We start from the raw sequence: 16,445 nt of genomic DNA on the forward strand, positions 1-16,445 counted from the left end.
CGAGGCCGGCGGCGCTCAGGCCTTGCCGTGCTGGTTCGGGTTGGTCTTGTGCTGTTCGGGCTTGTGCTGCGGCTGCCCTTGCTGCTGTTGCTTGCCCGGCTGGGTCTGGTCCTGCTGCTTTTGGGGCTGCTGGGCGGGCTTCTTGTCTTGGTCTGTCTGGTTGGACATGGCGGTTTCCTGTGGCGCAGACGATGTTGACTGCCCATGCATTCAGCGCCGCGAGGGGTCCATGCCTGTAGGCGCTTGCCGGCCCTTGCGGTAGGCAAGCGCGAAGAACTCACCAAGAGTGCGGCAACAGCGCCAGCACCGCGGCCGCCTGCAGCCGGCGCATGGCGCGCACAGGCAAATAGCCGTGCGGAGCGCGCCGCGCCAGGGCGTGCGGCGAGCTCGCGGGAATGCGCCAGGCCTTGGCCGTCAGGTCGAGAACACGCCGCGCCTGGGCGGCCGGGGAAACATGGTGGGTGCGCAATTGCATGGGGCAAGGAATCGAATGAGAGCCTGTGTTCGATTCTGCAAAGCGCACCGGCTTTTGCCAAAGACGGATTCCAAGTTTCCTGATGCGGTCCTCGATTGGAGACGACCCCGCCTCAGGCGAAATCCGTCGACGGCTTTTCCCAGAGGTTCACACCGCCCTCCACCGCGTACTTGTCGATCTCGGCCAGTTCATCGGCGCTCAGCGGTGCGTGAGCGAGCGCCGCCACGTTGTCGACGATCTGCTCGGGCCGGCTCGCGCCGATCAGCGCCGAGCTCACGCGCGGGTCGCGCAGGGTCCATGTCAATGCGAGCTGGGCCAGGCTCTGGCCGCGGCGCCTGGCGATCTCGTTGAGCGCGCGCGCACGCTCGACGTTGGCCTGCGACAGGTGCTCCTGCTTGAGCGAGCCGCCGCCCGGGCGGTTGATGCGCGCATCGTCCGGAATGCCGTTGAGGTATTTGTCGGTCAGCAGGCCCTGTGCCAGCGGCGTGAATGCGATGACGCCCGCGCCCAGTTCGTCGGTGGCGTTCAGCAGGTCTTTCTCGATCCAGCGGTTGAACAGGTTGTAGGCCGGCTGATGGATCAGCAGCGGCACCTTCCATTCGCGCAGCAGTGCCGCGATCTCGCGCGTCTTGCCCGCGGAGTACGAAGAAATGCCGATGTACAGCGCCTTGCCCTGCTGCACGGCCTGGGCCAGCGCGGAGGCGGTTTCTTCCAATGGCGTGTCGGGGTCGAAGCGATGCGAATAGAAGATGTCGACGTAGTCCAGGCCGAGGCGCTGCAGGCTCTGGTCGAGGCTGGCGAGCACGTATTTGCGCGATCCGCCGCCCTTGCCGTAGGGGCCGGGCCACATGTCCCAGCCGGCCTTGCTGGAGATGATGAGTTCGTCGCGGTAGTGCTTGAAATCTTCGCGCAGGATGCGGCCGAAGTTGGTCTCCGCGCTGCCGTAGGGCGGGCCGTAGTTGTTGGCCAGGTCGAAGTGGTTGATGCCCAGGTCGAAGGCGGTGCGCAGCAGCTGGCGCTGCGTGGCGATGGAGGTGGTGTCTCCGAAGTTGTGCCAGAGACCGAGCGAGATGGCGGGCAGCACGAGCCCGCTGCGGCCGACGCGGCGGTAGGGAAGCGCGTCATAGCGATGGGGAGCGGCGAGGTAGGTCATGGGGATTCCACGCGATGGATGAACGATGAAGACGGGCGCGCCCTCAGGGAGGCGCACCGCGCAACGATACTGCGGCGGGCGCCTTCGTGCCGGTAGGCGGTTTGCCCGATCTGCCGGCTCAGGCCTCGGGCGCGCGCCACTGCGCGAGTGCGAAGTCGCGGCTCACGAGGTTCTCGGCCAGCAGGAATTTCTTGACCTCGTCGAGCAGCGCCAGTCCTTCGGCCGGGTACGCGGCCTCGGGAAACTGCGACAGCGGATGCGAGACCCTGACGACGTCCAGCGGGAAGCCGCTGACCTCGGCATGAAAGGCGTAATAGGCCGCGCTGTCGCGCCGGATCTCCTGCAGCGCGGTGCGGCGTGCGCGGGTCCATGCGGCGGGCACGCCCGGCGCGGCGGCAAGCAGCTTGCTGGAGGCCACGATCACCGACGTGCCGCGCAGGGTCGGATGCTGCTCGGCCTCGTCGATCACCGGATAGCCGCGCGAGGCCAGCAGCGGCCCCACGTCGATCTGCGCCGCGAATGCCGCGATGGAGCCCTGGTCGAGCGCCGCCTCGCCGTCGCGCGGGAACATGTGGATCACCTTGACAGACTTCTGCAGCCCGTGTTCCTTGAGCAGGCCCAGCACATAGCGGTGCATGTAGGAGCCGCGCGCCACGCCGATGGACTTGCCATCGAGTTCCTTCACGCTGCGCACGCCGTTGCGCGGCGTGAGCAGCCACACGTTCATGCCGACTGCGTCGAAGCCGATGAGCTGGCTCTCCAGCCCGCGCGATCGCGCCACGATGGCGGGCGTGTCGCCGTAGATGCCCACATCGAGCGCTCCCGCGATGAAGGCCTCGTTGAGATCGGGCCCGTTCGGAAAGTTGCGCGTGGTCACGTCGGTGAAGCCCAGTGCCGCGAGTTCGCGCTGCAGATGGCCCTGGCGCAATGCCCAGCCGGTGGCATTCGCGGGCTTCTTGCCCGGGCCGATGTAGCCCAGGCGAAGCACCTGGCCGCTGCCCTGGGCAATGGAGAAAAGTGGCAAGGCGCTGGCGCCCGCCGCGGCAATGGCGCCGCGCAGCAACCTGCGGCGGCCTGACTGGTCGGTCATCGAAAACTCGCAAGAAGGAAAGAAAAAGGTGGCTCAGTGCGCGCGGCGCAGCAGTTCGAAGCTCGCGTCGGCGGAGGCGGTCGACTCGCGTCCCCTGCCCCATCCGATGGCGCTGCGGTAGCTGCCCATGAGGGACTCGGCCGCGGCGCCGCGCTCTTCGGCGGTGGCGCCCCGGTCGGCAATCGGCGCGACGTACAGCGCGTCTTCCGGGCAGTAGAGCTCGCACATGAAGCAGGTCTGGCAGTCGTCCTGGCGCGCGATGCGCGGCGGCGCGCCGGGCACGGCCTCGAACACGTTGGTCGGGCAGGCATTCACGCAGATGTTGCAGGCGGTGCAGCGCTCGGCACTCACGACTTCGATCATGCGGAAACCTCCTGCACGGCCTGGCGCTGGACCCATACCTCGTCGAGCCCGCCGCTGAGCAGGCGATGGCGCTGCGCGGGGTCGATCACGCCATGTTCGCGGCGCCGGTGCATGCCGCGCGTTTCGGTGCGCTGCAGCGCGCTGCGGTACATCCAGCGCGAGGTGGCCAGCATGGCCGCGGCCTCGCGTGCGCGCACCGCCTCGGTGGCGGTGGCGGCGGGCGCGCTGGTGCGCAGCCGCGCCCAGAGGGCATCGAGCCGGCCGAGCGAGTCGCGCAATGCGTCGCCTTCGCGGAACCAGTTGCGCTCGTAGGGAAAGACTTCGGCCTGCACCGCGCGTACCACCTCCGCGCTGTCGAACTGCGAGGCGCCGCGCGTGGCCAGCGCGACGCCGCCAGCGCGCAACGCGGTGCGCTGCGCCAGCCCGGCGCGTGCATCGCGACCGAAAACCGCCGCGCCCGCGCCGGCCCAGAAGCCGGACGACAGCGCCCAGGCCGCGTTGTGGCTGCCGCCGCCGGTGAAGCCGCCGCAGATCAGCTCGCGCGTGGCCGCGTCGCCGGCTGCATAGAGGCCGGGCACCGAGGTCGCGCAGGAGTCGTCGACCAGGTGCAGCCCGCCCGTGCCGCGCACCGTGCCTTCGAGCCGGAGCGTCACGGGAAAGTGCTGGCTGAACGGGTCGATGCCTTGCCGGTCGAACGACACGAAGAAGTTGGGCTGCGCGGTGCGCATCCAGGCGCGGATCTGCGCGTCGGCGCGGTCGAGGCAGGCGAACACCGGCTGCGACTGCAGCGTCTGCGCGATCACGCCGCGCCCCCTTCGACGAACCCGCGCCCTCGATGGCCACGCCGTCGGCCGTGTAGAAGGTCGCCCAGTTGTAGAAGAGCGATTTCGTGACCGACGAAAACGCCGGCCCCAACCCGTAGGCGTTGGAGAACTCCATGCCCGACAGCGCGGCGCCGGCCTCGGCGGCCATCAACTGGCCGTCGCCGGTGAGCACGTTGCAGCCCAGCGCACGGCTCAGGAATGCACAGCCGCCGGTAGCGATGACCACCGCCCCGGTGCGCGCCACCCAGGTGTCGCCGGTCTGGCGGTTCACGCCGGTGGCACCGCAGACGGTGCCGTGCTCGTCCACCAGCAGTTCCAGGGCCGGGCTGTGGTCGAGAATGCGCGCGCCCGATTCCTTCACCCGCTTGCGCATCAGCCGCATGTATTCGGGCCCCTGCAGCGAGGTGCAGCGCAGCGTGCCCTGGTCGTCGGCCGGGAACGGATAGCCCCAGTCCTTGAGGCGTTCGACGTTGTCCCAGGTCTGCGCGAGCACGCGGTCCATCCACGCATGCTCGGCCAGCTGCCCGCCCATGGCATAGCGGCTGGCCTTGGCCTCCTCGCGCGCCTTGCCGTCCGGCGACACATACCAGAGCCCGGTGCCCGAAGGCGCGGTGGCGCCAGAGGTGCCGCAGAAGCCCTTGTCGGCCAGCAGCACGCGCGCGCCCTGCGCCGCCGCGCTCACCGCGGCCCAGGCACCGGCCGGGCCGCCACCGATCACCAGCACGTCGGCATGATGCTGGATGGCCCCGTCGGCGCCCGACAGAGCCTGCCTCTCGAAATCTCTCGCGCCCATGGTCTCTCGCCCCGCAAATGCAAAGGCGTGACCGTATCAACGGGGGGCGCGGGAGACAAAGAAGGAAAGCGCGCATCGATATGCGGCAGCCGGGGATGGGCAGAATGCCGCCACCGCCTCCGCAACACCCACCGGGACACGGCCGCCATGAACATCACGTTTTCGACACCCACCGACGAAGAGCTCCGCTCCGGTGAACTCGGCCGCAAGCTGCGCCATTTCAACTACGGCTTCGTCGGCGAGTACCCCGAGCAGCAATACGTGCGCATCAATGCGCGGGACGAGTCCGGCCGGCTGGTTGGCGGCCTGCGCGCCTATGTGTTTCTGTATTGGCTTGACATCGAGGTGCTGTTCGTCGAGGAAGACATGCGCGGCACCGGCCTGGGCAGCCGGCTGCTGGCCGACGCCGAGCGCCAAGGCATTGCGCTGGGCGCTAAGAACGCGAAGCTGGGCACCTTCGAGTGGCAGGCGCGCGGCTTCTACCTGAAGCACGGCTACGAGGACTACGCCCGCATCGACGACTACGCGCCGGGCTACTACCTGCAGCTCATGCGCAAGCGGCTGATGGCCGCACCCGCCTGAGCCGCCCCGGCCCTGGAGCTACTTCGGCGCGGGCTTGCCGGCCCCGATCGCGTGGCTCTCCAGCCCTTCCTTGGGCAGCAGCAATGCCAGCGCGACCACGCCCAGGCTCACGACCAGCATCGTCACGAAGGTCAGGTGCAGCGAGCCGCCCAGCGCCAAGCGGATGCCCGCGTCCGTTGCGGCCGTGCCGTGCGAGCCCTGCAGGAGCAGGCGCAGCTGGTCGTCGGTGAAGGCCATGGCGCCATCGCCGCGCGTGAGGCCGAAGTTGAAGACCGCCCCGAAGAAGGTCGCGCCCAGCGCGCTGCCGAGGTTGCGCGAGAACACGTTCGACGCCGTGGCCACGCCGCGCTGCGCCACGTCCACCGCTTCCTGGATGAGGATGAGCGAAGCCAGGCTCATCACGCCCATGCCCAGCCCCATGATGAAGGAGCCGACCGCCGCCAGCAGCGGCGTGCTGTTGGCCGACAGCAGCGCGAACGCCGCCGTGCCCACCGGAATGAGCGCCCCGCCGATCAGCACCATGCGCCACAGGCCGATGCGGTGGAAGGTGCGCGAGGTAAGCGTCGCGCCGATGGGCCAGCCCAGCATCACCATGGTGAGCGTGAGCCCTGCGGTGACCGACGAGCGCTGCAGCACCACCTGCACATACATCGGCAGGAAGGTGGTGATGCCGATCAGCACCATGCCGCCCAGCATGGCCGCGCCGTTCACTGTGGCGATGATGCGGGCGCCCCAAAGCTTGAGCGACACCATCGGGTCGGCGGCGCGGCGCTCCTGCATGACGAACAGCACCAGCGTGACGGCGAACACCGCCGTCCACAGCACCGCGCTGCCGGTGTCGCCGATGCCGAAGTCGGTCAGCGCGATCATCAGCGCCGCGATGCCGATGGTGAACAGCACCGCGCCCACGATGTCGATGGACGAGCGCCGCACGGTCGGCGCCTCGTGCAGGTAGAGCCAGAAACCCGCGGCGGCGGCCAGCCCGATGGGCACGTTGACCCAGAAGATCCAGGCCCACGACAGCTTCTGCACGATGAGCGCGCCGATCATCGGCCCCACCACCGCCGACACCGCCCACACGCTGGCCAGGTAGCCCTGCACCTTGCCGCGCTCGCGCGCCGGGTACAGGTCGCCCACGATGGTGAGCGACACGGGCTGGATGGCGCCGGCGCCGATGCCCTGGATCAGCCGGAAGCAGATCATGGCGGGCATCGACCACGCGAAGCCCGCCAGCACCGAGCCAATGACGAACACCGCGATGCCCACGAACATGATGGGCTTGCGCCCGTACAGGTCGGAGAGCTTGCCGAACACCACCGTCATCGCGGTCTGCGCCAGCAGGAAGGATGCGAACACCCAGCTGTACAGGTGCAGGCCGCCCAGCTCCGAGGCGATCTGCGGCATCACGGTGGAAACGATGGTCGCTTCGATGGCCACCATGGCCATGGAAGCCATGATCGACGCGATGACCAGGGGGCGTCTTGTTGTTCTTGATGGAGATGTCATGAGCGGTGGATGCTATAGACGGCACGAGCCCCTGTCCGCTGCTCAAGCTCTCAGGGCCGCATCACGGGCGCGTGCCGCGCCATCAGCTCGGCCACCCAGTCGATGAAGACGCGCAGCTTGGCGCTGACATGCCGGTTGGGCGGAAACGCCAGGTACAGCGGCATCGGGTCGAGACGCCAGTCCTGGAAGAGCGGCACGAGTTCGCCGCTGGCCAGGTGCCCATCGGCCATGTAGTCCGGCAGCCAGAGCACGCCCAGCCCGGCCAGGCCGGCCGCGAGGTAGGCATTGCCGTCGTCGACCGAGAGCACGTAGCGGCCCTGCACCTCGATGCGCTCGTCGCCTTCTTCGCGATGCATCGCATACGGAAAAGTCTTGCCGTCGCGCGACCACAGGAAGCCCACGATGCGGTGATGCGTGTCTTCCAGCTCGCGCGGATGCGCCGGCATGCCGGCACGTTCCAGGTAGGCCGGCGCTGCATACACGCCGAGCCGCAGGTCGCCCACGCGGCGCGCCATCAGCGACCGGTCGGCGAGTTCACCGCCGCGTACCACGCAGTCCACGTTCTCGCCGATCAGGTCCACCATGCGGTCGCTCACGCCCATGTCGAACTGGATGTCGGGGTAGCGCGCATGAAAGGCCGGCAGCGCCGGCACCAGGATCATGCGTGCCAGCGGGCTGGGCACGTCCACCCGCAGCCGGCCCCTTGGCGATGCCGAGGCGTCCGACAGGCTGGTCTCGGCATCGTCCATGTCGGCCAGCAGGCGCACCACGCGCTCGTAGTAGGCCGCGCCGTCGGCCGTGACGTTGACCTTGCGCGTGGTGCGGTTGAGCAGCTTCACGCGCAGCCGCGCTTCGAGCTGCTGCACCAGTTGCGTGACGGTGGTCTTGCTCATGTGCAGCGTGTCGGCCGCCCTGGTGAAGCTGCCTGCTTCCACCACGCGGGCGAACGCCTGCATCGAATCGAAACGGTCCATGTGCGCTGCTCCTGTCGGATCCGGGATTGTTTGGGTTTACCAAACAGTGATTGTTGGTCTTGCCCGTTTATCGGAACGGCGGGGCTGCCTAAAGTCCCTTCATCGTCATCACTCACAGCAGGAAGAAAGCAACCCATGGCCCAACGCGACGTCGTTTTCCCGCCCGGGCGCCAGGCGCTCTATGAAAAGAACCGCTATTCGCCGGCGGTGCGCGCCAACGGCTTCCTGTTCGTCTCCGGGCAGGTGGGCAGCCGCGAGGACGGCTCGCCCGAGCCGGAGTTGGAGGCGCAGGTGCACCGCGCCTTCGGCAACCTGAACGCTGTGTTGGCGGCCGCGGGCTGCACCTTCGACGACGTGGTCGACGTGACCGTCTTCATCGTCGCCCCCGAAAAGAACTTCGAGAAAATCTGGAAACTGGTGCCCCAATACTGGGGCGAAGCGCCCCACCCCACGCTGACGGGCATCGGCGTGACCTGGCTCTACGGCTTCCAGTTCGAGATCAAGGTGATCGCTCAGCTCCCGGCGCTCAGTGCCGAGGTGTTGTCGTAGATGTAGCGCCGCGACCAGGGCAGCGTCTTCGCCGCCCTGCCCGCCTTGCGCCCGACGATCTGGTAGATCGCCACGTCGTCGTTCTCGAAGGCATAGGCGCAGCCCGCAAGGTAGACGCGCCAGATGCGGAATTTTTCTTCGTCGACCAGTTCGCGGGCTTTGGCTGCGTTGGCCTCGTAGGCGTCGCTCCAGCAGCGCAGCGTCTGCGCGTAATGGCGGCGCAGGTTCTCGACGTCGAAGGCCTCGAGCCCGCCCTGTTGCATGGCCTGCAGCGCGAGGCTGATGTGCGGCAGCTCGCCGTTCGGGAACACGTAGCGGTCGATGAAGTCGCCGCCGCCATAAGACACGCCACCGCCCTCCGGGTCCGACGAGGTGATGCCGTGGTTCATGACCACGCCGTCGTCGGCCAGCAGCTGCTGCACGCGCTTGAAGTAATCGGGCAGGTTCTTGCGGCCCACGTGCTCGAACATGCCGACGCTGGTGATGCGGTCGAACTGGCCGGTCACGTCGCGGTAGTCCTGCAGGCGGATCTCGATGCGGTCTTCCAGGCCCGCGGCCTTCACGCGCTCATTGGCCAGGTCGAACTGGTTCTGCGACAGCGTCACGCCCACGCAGCGCGCGCCGAACTTCTGCGCCGCGCGGATCACCAGCGCGCCCCAGCCGCAGCCGATGTCCAGCAGGGTCTGGCCCGGCTTGAGCTGGATCTTGGTGAGGATGTGGTCGATCTTCTTGAGCTGCGCGGTCGCGAGGTCTTCGTCGCCGTTCTCGAAGTAGGCGCATGAATACACCATGTTCGGGTCGAGCCACAGCTGGTAGAAGGCGTTCGACACGTCGTAGTGGTACTGGATCGACTTCCTGTCCGACGACTTGGTGTGCGTGAAGTAGCGCGCCATGTTCTGCAGCGCGCCGCCGGGCTTGTCGATGGAGGTCCTGGCGAGCCCGTAGGCGATGTCGATGACGTCGCTGAGCTTGCCCTCGATGTCGATCTTGCTCTTGACGTAGGCCTCGCCGAGGTTGTCGAGCGTGGGCTGCAGCATCAGCGACAGCGCGGCGGGCGACTTGACGTGCAGCGTGACCGCGGGCCCGCTGAAGTTGCCGAAGTCGAAGGACTGTCCGTCCCACAAGGTGAGCCGCGCCGGCAGGTTGGCGCGTGCGCGGACACCGGCGCTCCACTGCGCCAGCTTCTTTTCCCAAAGCATGCATTTCTCCGTGTTGTTGGGTTCCCCCGTTCGAATGAGCGGGTTGCTGCAGCGGCCAGAACAATAGCGAAATCTCGTAAATCCTGCATGGTCGTGACGACGCAAGAAATTGCGGCAAGTGCTAGAAGGCGCCCGCCTTTCCTTGCGTTGCCTTGTCGGGCGCCGGCGCGTCGCTCGCCTCGATGAAGATGCGCTTGATCATCGGGAACCGCGCGCGCACCTGCCGCTCGATGGCCGCGACGGCATCGGCGGCGGCGCCGGTCTGGGTGTCGTCCCTGAAGTTGACGTCGACGACCGCCAGCACCTCGTCGGCGCCGATGTACATCGACAGCACGTGGCCCACGTCTTCCACGCCCGGCTGCTCCATGGCGATGGCGCGGATGGCGCGCGCCGTCTCCGGCCGGATGCCCTCCCCGATCAGCAGCCCGCGCGCCTGTCGGATGAGGAACACCGCCACGCCCGCCAGCAGCACGCCGATGACCACCGACGCCACGCCGTCGAGCTCGGGCATGCCAAGCGAATGGCTGAAGTAGATGCCCAGCGCCGCCACCGCCAGCCCCGCCAGCGCGGCGGAGTCTTCGGCCAGCACGGTGTAGGTGGTCGGGTCCTTGCTGCGGTCCAGCGCCTGCCAGAAGGGCTGCCCGCGTGCCTGCGCGCGAAACTCCTTCAGCGCGATGAAGAAGCTCGTGCCCTCGAACAGCGCCGCGGCCGCGAGCACCACGTAGTTCCAGGTCGGGTCGCGCATCGGCTCGGGGTGGCGGATGTGCTGTATGCCTTCGAAGAACGACACGCCGCCGCCCAGCCCGAAGATCAGCACCGCGACGATCAGGCTCCAGAAGTACAGCTCCTTGCCGTGCCCGAAGGGATGCTCCTGCGTGGCAGGCCGCTTGCTCAGCCGCAGCCCCACCAGCAGCAGCACGCCGTTGAAAGTGTCGACGGCCGAGTGGATGCCTTCGGACAGCATGGCCGAGCTGCCGGTGATGCCCGCCACCACGAACTTGGTGATGGCGATCGCAACGTTCGCGCCGATGGCGCCGTAGATCGCGACCTTCGACTCAGCCATGAAGGGAACCGGCCGTGCGCGTCATGCCGCTTCCATGGAGGCCGCGGCGAGCGCGTCGTTGCCCGCCTCGCCGAGCCAGCGGCGCTTGTCGCGCAGCGGCGGCGCGCCGAACATGCGGCCGTACTCGCGCGCGAACTGCGACGGGCTTTCGTAGCCCACGGCGTGCGCGGCCGAGGCCACGTCGGCGCCGGCGATCAGCATCTGCCGGCGCGCCTCCTGCAGCCGCAGCTGCTTCTGGTACTGCAGCGGGCTCATGGCGGTGACGGCCTTGAAGTGATGGTGGAACGACGACACGCTCATGTGCACCGCGCGCGCCATGTCCTCCACCCGCAACGACTGCGCGTAGTTCACGCGCAGCGCGCTGATGGCCTTGGCGATGCGCTGGGTGTGGCTGTCCTGCAGCGCGATCTGCCGCAGCCGCGCGCCTTCGCCGTTCACCAGCAGGCGGTACATGATCTCGCGCTTGATGAGCGGCGCCATGATCGGCACGTCCTCCGGCGTGTCCAGCAGCCGCAGCAGGCGTAGCACCGGCTCCAGCACGGGCATGGCGATGCGGTTGACGTACATGCCCCGCGATGCCGGCGCGTTGGCCTTGGCGGGCAGCTTCTCGTCGCGAATCAGCTCGCCGATGTCGTCCAGCGCCAGTTCCAGCCGCAACCCCAGGTAGGGTTCGTTGTGGCTGGCCACGCGCACCTGGCCGCACACCGGCAGGTCGACCGAGGTCACCAGGTAGTGCATGGGGTCGTACACATAGATGTCGTCGCCCACGATGATGCGCTTGGAGCCCTGCGCGATCAGCCCCAGCGCCGGGGACGCGAACGCGTGCTTGGGGCCTTCGGGCTTGCTGATGCAGAACACATGCAGGCCGGGCACGGCGGTGACGACGGTGCCGTCCTGCCCGCCCATGACATGCTTGAGCAGCGCCACCAGTTCCTTGCGGGCTTCGTCGATCTCGGGTTCGAGCGGCATCGGCTGGGCCGGCTGGCCGACCACGGCGTTGATGGAGGGTGTTTCGTCGGACATGTTCAGGGCCTTGTCGCGATGGGGGCCGCGCGGCGGCCGTGGAGGAATGAGCGGTTTGCAGCTTAGCGCCCCGCCCGGAAATTCGCACGCACGGCAAAAGAGGTCTGGAGAATCAGGCAAATACTTTGCAGGAACGCGCTCGCCTCGCCGGGGTCCGCGGCCGGATACTTTTTGCTGTCGCCCCGGGCCGACCGGTACCGGAGCGCCTTCAACGCAAAGGAATCACGCCATGCAATACCGCAAATTCGGCCGCACCGGCCTCCTGGTGTCGGAACTGTGCCTGGGCACCATGACCTTCGGCGGCTCCTCCGGCATCTGGGGCCAGATCGGCAACCTGCAGCAGTCCGAAGCCGAAGGGCTCATCGGCCGCGCGCTGGACGCCGGCATCAATTTCATCGACACGGCGGACGTGTACTCCGAAGGGCTGTCGGAGCAGATCACCGGCCAGGCCCTGAAAAACCTCAAGCTGCCGCGCGACAGCTTCGTGCTGGCGACCAAGGTGCTGGGCGAGACCGGCAGCAAGGGCGTCAACTCGGCCGGCGCCTCGCGTTTTCACATCATGGACGGCGTCAAGGCCAGCCTGAAGCGGCTGCAGCTGGACCATATCGACCTGTACCAGATCCACGGCTTCGACCCGCTCACGCCCATCGAGGAAACCGTGCATGCGCTCGACACACTCGTGCGCCACGGCCATGTGCGCTACGTGGGCGTGTCGAACTGGGCGGCCTGGCAGATCGCCAAGGCGCTGGGCATCGCCGAGCGCGACCGGCTGGCGCGCTTCGAGTCGCTGCAGGCGTACTACACCATCGCCGGGCGCGACCTGGAACGCGAACTGGCGCCCATGCTGCGCAGCGAGAACGTCGGCCTGATGGTCTGGAGCCCGCTGGCGGGCGGCCTGCTGAGCGGCAAGTTCGGCCGCGACATCGAGGCGGAGCAAGGCAGCCGCCGCGCCACCTTCGACTTTCCGCCGGTGAACATCGACCGCGCCTACGACTGCATCGACGCGATGCGCCAGCTGGCTGAGGGCCGCAAGGTGTCGGTGGCGCAGATCGCGCTGGCATGGCTGCTGCACCAGCAGGTCGTGACCAGCGTGATCATCGGCGCCAAGCGCGTCGAGCAGCTGGACGACAACATCGCCGCCACCGCCATCAAGCTGACACCCGACGAACTGGCCACGCTGGACAAGGTGAGCGCGCTGCCCGCCGAGTACCCCGGCTGGATGCTCGAGCGCCAGGGCGGCGCGCGGGCCAAGCGGCTGGCGGAATCAGGCCGGCGCGGCTGAGGCTTCCGGCGCTTGCACGGCAGCAAGGCGCGCGGCGTGCGCCGCCGTCGCGCGCAGGGCGCGCAGGTCGATGTGGCGGGCCGCCTGTGCGGCATCGGCCTGCGCCAGGTGCGGCACGATGCCCAGCAAAGGCGCGCCGAGCCGGGCCCTCAGTGTCTGCAGGTTGGCCTGCGGCGCGAGCATCAGCGGATCGACCATGCTGGCCACCCAGCCCGCGAGCACCAGCCCGCGCGCGCGGATCGCCTCGGCGGTCAGCAGCGCATGGTTGAGGCAGCCCAGCCGCAGCCCGACCACGAGGATCACCGGCAATCCAAGCGCCACCGCGAGATCGGCGCTGTCCAGGTCGTCGCCGAAGGGCACGCAGAAGCCGCCCACGCCCTCGACCACCACCGCATCGGCGCGCGCCGACAGTTGCGCAAAGGCTGACAGCAGCGGCTGCAGGGCGATGCGCACGCCCTCTTCCCTGGCCGCGAGGTGCGGCGACATGGGTGCGCGCAGCAGGTACGGGCAGCGCAACGCCAGCGGCGCGTCGACGTTGCCGGCCTCGTGCAGGCGCGTGACGTCCTCGTTGTGCCATTGCCTGTCGCCGATCTGCTCCAGGCCCGCGGCCACCGGCTTCATGCCGACAGCGCGCAGGCCCGAGCCGGCCAGCAGGCTCAGCATCGCGCTGCTGACCAGCGTCTTGCCGATGCCGGTGTCGGTGCCAGTGACGAACCAGCGGCGCGGCGTCATGCGGCCTCCTTGCAAGGCTGCTGCGCGAGCGCCCGCCCCATTGCGTCGATCAGCCGCGCCACGTCGGCCTCCGTGTGGCTGGCCGACAGCGCGATGCGCAGCCGCGCGGTGCCCTCGGGCACGGTGGGCGGGCGGATCGCGCCGACGCGCAGGCCCTGTGCATCGAGCAGCGCCATCATGCGCATCGCGCGCGCGTTGTCCCCGACGATCAGCGGCTGTATTGCCGTGGGCGACGGCGGCAACCACGCGCCGCCATCGCGGGGCAGCAGCCCGGCCAGCCCCTGCCGCAGCTGCGCAATGCGGGCCTGCAGCCGGCCGCGCCGCTCGTCGCCCTCATCGCCTTCGATCAATGAAAGGCTGGCGAGCAAGGCATGCGCCACGGCCGGCGGCGCGGCCGTGGTGAAGATGTAGGGCCGCGCGCGCTGCACCAGGTAATCGACGACGGTGCGGTGCGCCGCCACGAAGGCGCCCGCCACGCCCGCCGCCTTGCCCAGCGTGCCCACCAGCACCAGCCGCTCGGAGCGCAAGCCCATGGCTTCGAGCACGCCGCGCCCCGTCGCGCCCAGCACCCCGAAGCCGTGTGCATCATCGAGCACCAGCCAGGCGTCGTGCCGCTCGGCCAGCGCCAGCAGTTTGGCCACCGGCGCGATGCATCCGTCCATGCTGAACACCGCGTCGCTCACGATGAGCTTGACCGGCGCATCGCAGGCGCCGAGCTGCGCGTCGAGCGCGGCAACGTCGTGATGCGGATAGCGCTCGACGCGGGCCTTGGCCAGGCGCGCGCCGTCGATCAGCGAGGCGTGGTTGAGCGCTTCCGAGAAGATCACCGCCTCCGCACCGCCCAGCGCCGACAGCACCGCGAGGTTGGCCATGTAGCCGGTGCAGAAGAACAGGCTGCGCGCCTCGGGGATGAACGGAGCCATCCAGTCCGCGAGCCGCTCTTCGAGCTGCGCATGAGCGCGCGAGTGGCCCAGGATCAGGTGCGAACCGCCGCTGCCCGTACCGTACAGCGCGGCGCCTTCGGCCCAGGCCGCCGCCAGCGCGGGATGCGCGGCAAGGCCCAGGTAGTCGTTGCTGCTGAAGCCGAGCATGGTGCGCGGCGCCGAGGCACCGTGCAGCGTGAGCGTCTGCCGGGGCGCGCAGGCGGTCTCGGCGATCTGGCGGCGGCGGCGCAGCGATTGCGCGTCGAGCGCATCGATCTCGTCCTGCAGGCGGTCAAGCAAGCGCGACATCGCGGGCTCCTTCTTGCTGTTCACCGGTGGCCGCTACCGCCTTCAGCGTGGCCAGCGTGCCGTCGACCAGCAGGTCGATCTCGCCGTCGTCGATGGCATACGGCGGCATCAGGTAAACGGTGTTGCCGATCGGGCGCATCAACAGCCCGTGGCCGCGCGCGACCATGTGGAACCGTTCGGCGAAGGGCGCGCCCGGCTCGCGCACGTCGAACGCGGTGATCAGGCCCTGCTGGCGCAGGTGGTCGGCCGGCAAGCCTTCGAGCCCGTCATGCAGCCTTTGCAGCAGGCGCGCGGCACGGGCGCGGTTGCGCCGCAACACGTCTTCGCTGTCGAACAGGTCGAGCGTGGCCAGCGCCGCGCGGCAGGCCAGCGCGTTGCCGGTGTACGAGTGCGAATGCAGAAAGCTGCGCGCCGCGTCGTCGTCGACGAAGGCCGCGTAGATCTCGTCGCGCGTCATCACCAGCGCGAGCGGCAGGTAGCCGCCGCTGATGCCCTTCGACAGGCACAGGAAGTCCGGCCAGATGCCGGCCTGCTCGCAGGCGAAGAAGCTGCCGGTGCGGCCGCAGCCGACCGCTATTTCGTCGGCGATCAGGTGCACCTCATGACGGTCGCACAGCGCGCGCACGCGCCGCAGGTATTCGGGGTCGTGCATCGCCATGCCGGCGGCGCATTGCACCAGCGGCTCGAGGATGACGGCGGCGATGCTGTCGTGGTGCGCGGCCAGCAAAGCCTCGAGTTCGGCGGCGGCGCTGCGCGCCACGTCGGCGGGGCTTTCGCCCGGCAACGCGCTGCGCGCATCCGGCGAGGCGACGAGGTGCGCGTTCGCGAGCAGCGGCGCGTAGGCGTCGCGGAACACCGGCACGTCGGTCACGTGCAGCGCGCCCAGGGTCTCGCCGTGGTAGCCCTGGCGCAGCGCCACGAAGCGCTGCTTGCCGCCACGACCGGCATTGCGCCAGGCATGGAAGCTCATCTTCAGCGCGATCTCCACCGCCGAAGCGCCGTCGGACGCATAGAAGCAATGGCCCAGCGCATGGCCCGTGAGCGCCGACAGGCGCTCGGCCAGTTCCACCGCCGGCGCATGCGTGCAGCCCGCGAGCATCACGTGCGGCAGCGTGTCGAGCTGTGCCTTCAGCGCGGCATTGATGGCCGGATGCGCATGGCCGAACAGGTTGACCCACCATGAGCTGGTCGCATCCATGTAGCGCCTGCCTTCGTGGTCGAACAGCCAGACGCCCTGGCCGCGCGCGATGGGCAGCGGCGGCGCGGCTTCGAGCCGGATGCTCTGGGTGCATGGGTGCCACACATGGCGCCGGCTGCGTTGCTGCCAGCCGGCATTGCCGGAAGAGAAATCGGTCGTCGAGGGCACCCGTGCATTCCTTTGGAGAGGGACTGAGGCGCGGGATCGTATAGAGGCGTTACGCCGCGGGCAAACAGGCTTCGAGGGCGTGACAAGACGGTGTGTTGGGCGATGTTGACAGGGGTAGAACGCGCGTTGGAGTCAACGTCGCGCAAGACAACCGCATCGTGCAAGCGAGCCAGCATGCGGGCTCGTTGCAAGTTGTCAGGCTGCCGCCAGAGAACGCTGTGGAATGTCCGATTCGCGCG

General features: G+C 68.7%; 16 protein-coding genes and 1 pseudogene. 3 read left to right on the top strand and 14 right to left on the bottom strand.

Features of this window, described 5'->3' with window-relative positions; all coding sequences use genetic code 11:
- Positions 1-15: 15 nt before the first annotated feature.
- The 6 genes and pseudogenes from C4F17_RS32675 to C4F17_RS05450 all read right to left on the bottom strand — a co-directional run bounded on the left by C4F17_RS32675 (position 16) and on the right by C4F17_RS05450 (position 4,698).
- On the bottom strand, positions 16-168 hold the full coding sequence (locus tag C4F17_RS32675) for a hypothetical protein (protein ID WP_159053605.1): 153 nt from the start codon (positions 166-168) through the stop codon (positions 16-18).
- 109 nt (positions 169-277) lie between these two features.
- Positions 278-475, bottom strand: coding sequence for a hypothetical protein (locus tag C4F17_RS05430; RefSeq protein WP_081271589.1), 198 nt, complete (start codon positions 473-475; stop codon positions 278-280).
- Between the two features lie 112 nt (positions 476-587).
- Positions 588-1,628 (bottom strand): L-glyceraldehyde 3-phosphate reductase, encoded by a 1,041-nt coding sequence (mgrA, locus tag C4F17_RS05435; RefSeq protein WP_106934553.1) that lies wholly within the window; start codon positions 1,626-1,628, stop codon positions 588-590.
- A 118-nt stretch (positions 1,629-1,746) separates the two neighbouring features.
- Complete coding sequence (locus C4F17_RS05440) at positions 1,747-2,718, bottom strand: ABC transporter substrate-binding protein (RefSeq protein WP_106934554.1); 972 nt, start codon at positions 2,716-2,718, stop codon at positions 1,747-1,749.
- 33 nt (positions 2,719-2,751) lie between these two features.
- Positions 2,752-3,081 carry a 4Fe-4S dicluster domain-containing protein gene (locus C4F17_RS05445; RefSeq protein WP_081271592.1) on the bottom strand — a complete coding sequence of 110 codons (330 nt, stop codon included), beginning with the start codon at positions 3,079-3,081 and terminating at the stop codon, positions 2,752-2,754.
- A pseudogene (locus C4F17_RS05450) lies at positions 3,078-4,698 on the bottom strand (FAD-dependent oxidoreductase). The gene C4F17_RS05445 and the pseudogene C4F17_RS05450 overlap by 4 nt, the downstream one beginning before the upstream one ends.
- Positions 4,699-4,845: 147 nt before the next feature.
- Between C4F17_RS05450 and C4F17_RS05455 the strand changes: the two are divergent.
- On the top strand, positions 4,846-5,280 hold the full coding sequence (locus tag C4F17_RS05455) for a GNAT family N-acetyltransferase (RefSeq protein WP_106934556.1): 435 nt from the start codon (positions 4,846-4,848) through the stop codon (positions 5,278-5,280).
- 18 nt (positions 5,281-5,298) lie between these two features.
- Here C4F17_RS05455 and C4F17_RS05460 read toward each other — a convergent pair whose 3' ends face one another.
- Together C4F17_RS05460 and C4F17_RS05465 are read right to left on the bottom strand one after the other, a co-directional pair.
- Positions 5,299-6,786 (bottom strand): MDR family MFS transporter, encoded by a 1,488-nt coding sequence (locus C4F17_RS05460; protein WP_106934557.1) that lies wholly within the window; start codon positions 6,784-6,786, stop codon positions 5,299-5,301.
- A 50-nt stretch (positions 6,787-6,836) separates the two neighbouring features.
- Entirely contained in the window at positions 6,837-7,760 is a 924-nt protein-coding gene (locus tag C4F17_RS05465; protein WP_106934558.1) for a LysR family transcriptional regulator, read from the bottom strand.
- Positions 7,761-7,895: 135 nt separating this feature from the next.
- Between C4F17_RS05465 and C4F17_RS05470 the strand changes: the two genes are divergently transcribed.
- Positions 7,896-8,309, top strand: a complete 414-nt coding sequence (locus tag C4F17_RS05470) for a RidA family protein (protein WP_106934559.1) — start codon at positions 7,896-7,898, stop codon at positions 8,307-8,309.
- Here the strand turns inward: C4F17_RS05470 and C4F17_RS05475 are convergent.
- The 3 genes from C4F17_RS05475 to C4F17_RS05485 form a co-directional block, all read right to left on the bottom strand.
- Positions 8,273-9,508: an SAM-dependent methyltransferase gene (locus tag C4F17_RS05475; RefSeq protein ID WP_106934560.1), complete on the bottom strand. Its 1,236-nt coding sequence runs from the start codon at positions 9,506-9,508 to the stop codon at positions 8,273-8,275. The two genes, C4F17_RS05470 and C4F17_RS05475, sit on opposite strands and share 37 nt — an antisense overlap.
- A 121-nt stretch (positions 9,509-9,629) precedes the next feature.
- Positions 9,630-10,571 carry a cation diffusion facilitator family transporter gene (locus tag C4F17_RS05480; protein WP_081271598.1) on the bottom strand — a complete coding sequence of 314 codons (942 nt, stop codon included), beginning with the start codon at positions 10,569-10,571 and terminating at the stop codon, positions 9,630-9,632.
- A gap of 21 nt (positions 10,572-10,592) precedes the next feature.
- Positions 10,593-11,594, bottom strand: coding sequence for an AraC family transcriptional regulator (locus C4F17_RS05485; RefSeq protein ID WP_081271599.1), 1,002 nt, complete (start codon positions 11,592-11,594; stop codon positions 10,593-10,595).
- 229 nt (positions 11,595-11,823) lie between these two features.
- On the opposite strand from C4F17_RS05485, the gene C4F17_RS05490 reads away from it, so the two are divergent.
- Complete coding sequence (locus tag C4F17_RS05490; protein WP_106934561.1) at positions 11,824-12,876, top strand: aldo/keto reductase; 1,053 nt, start codon at positions 11,824-11,826, stop codon at positions 12,874-12,876.
- Here C4F17_RS05490 and bioD read toward each other — a convergent pair.
- The 3 genes from bioD to bioA are packed head-to-tail and all read right to left on the bottom strand — an operon-like array spanning position 12,859 to position 16,206.
- On the bottom strand, positions 12,859-13,608 hold the full coding sequence (gene bioD / locus C4F17_RS05495) for a dethiobiotin synthase (RefSeq protein ID WP_106934562.1): 750 nt from the start codon (positions 13,606-13,608) through the stop codon (positions 12,859-12,861). The two genes, C4F17_RS05490 and bioD, sit on opposite strands and share 18 nt — an antisense overlap.
- Positions 13,605-14,840, bottom strand: a complete 1,236-nt coding sequence (bioF, locus tag C4F17_RS05500; RefSeq protein ID WP_106937447.1) for an 8-amino-7-oxononanoate synthase — start codon at positions 14,838-14,840, stop codon at positions 13,605-13,607. The genes bioD and bioF overlap by 4 nt, the downstream gene beginning before the upstream one ends.
- Positions 14,824-16,206: an adenosylmethionine--8-amino-7-oxononanoate transaminase gene (gene bioA, locus C4F17_RS05505; RefSeq protein ID WP_199851917.1), complete on the bottom strand. Its 1,383-nt coding sequence runs from the start codon at positions 16,204-16,206 to the stop codon at positions 14,824-14,826. Before bioA ends, bioF begins: the two co-directional genes overlap by 17 nt.
- Positions 16,207-16,445 lie beyond the last annotated feature (239 nt).

The sequence above is a fragment of the Variovorax sp. PMC12 genome, from assembly GCF_003019815.1.
In the GTDB taxonomy this organism is placed as follows: domain Bacteria; phylum Pseudomonadota; class Gammaproteobacteria; order Burkholderiales; family Burkholderiaceae_C; genus Variovorax.

Coding starts and splice junctions, on each gene's coding strand:
- C4F17_RS05475 (WP_106934560.1), bottom strand. CDS start 9,508: ATGCTTTGGGAAAAGAAGCTGGCGCAGTGGAGCGCCGGTGTCCGCGCA.
- C4F17_RS05485 (WP_081271599.1), bottom strand. CDS start 11,594: ATGTCCGACGAAACACCCTCCATCAACGCCGTGGTCGGCCAGCCGGCC.
- C4F17_RS05460 (WP_106934557.1), bottom strand. CDS start 6,786: ATGACATCTCCATCAAGAACAACAAGACGCCCCCTGGTCATCGCGTCG.
- C4F17_RS05490 (WP_106934561.1), top strand. CDS start 11,824: ATGCAATACCGCAAATTCGGCCGCACCGGCCTCCTGGTGTCGGAACTG.
- bioD (WP_106934562.1), bottom strand. CDS start 13,608: ATGACGCCGCGCCGCTGGTTCGTCACTGGCACCGACACCGGCATCGGC.
- bioF (WP_106937447.1), bottom strand. CDS start 14,840: ATGTCGCGCTTGCTTGACCGCCTGCAGGACGAGATCGATGCGCTCGAC.
- mgrA (WP_106934553.1), bottom strand. CDS start 1,628: ATGACCTACCTCGCCGCTCCCCATCGCTATGACGCGCTTCCCTACCGC.
- C4F17_RS05470 (WP_106934559.1), top strand. CDS start 7,896: ATGGCCCAACGCGACGTCGTTTTCCCGCCCGGGCGCCAGGCGCTCTAT.
- C4F17_RS05455 (WP_106934556.1), top strand. CDS start 4,846: ATGAACATCACGTTTTCGACACCCACCGACGAAGAGCTCCGCTCCGGT.
- C4F17_RS05440 (WP_106934554.1), bottom strand. CDS start 2,718: ATGACCGACCAGTCAGGCCGCCGCAGGTTGCTGCGCGGCGCCATTGCC.
- C4F17_RS05480 (WP_081271598.1), bottom strand. CDS start 10,571: ATGGCTGAGTCGAAGGTCGCGATCTACGGCGCCATCGGCGCGAACGTT.
- C4F17_RS05445 (WP_081271592.1), bottom strand. CDS start 3,081: ATGATCGAAGTCGTGAGTGCCGAGCGCTGCACCGCCTGCAACATCTGC.
- C4F17_RS05430 (WP_081271589.1), bottom strand. CDS start 475: ATGCAATTGCGCACCCACCATGTTTCCCCGGCCGCCCAGGCGCGGCGT.
- C4F17_RS32675 (WP_159053605.1), bottom strand. CDS start 168: ATGTCCAACCAGACAGACCAAGACAAGAAGCCCGCCCAGCAGCCCCAA.
- C4F17_RS05465 (WP_106934558.1), bottom strand. CDS start 7,760: ATGGACCGTTTCGATTCGATGCAGGCGTTCGCCCGCGTGGTGGAAGCA.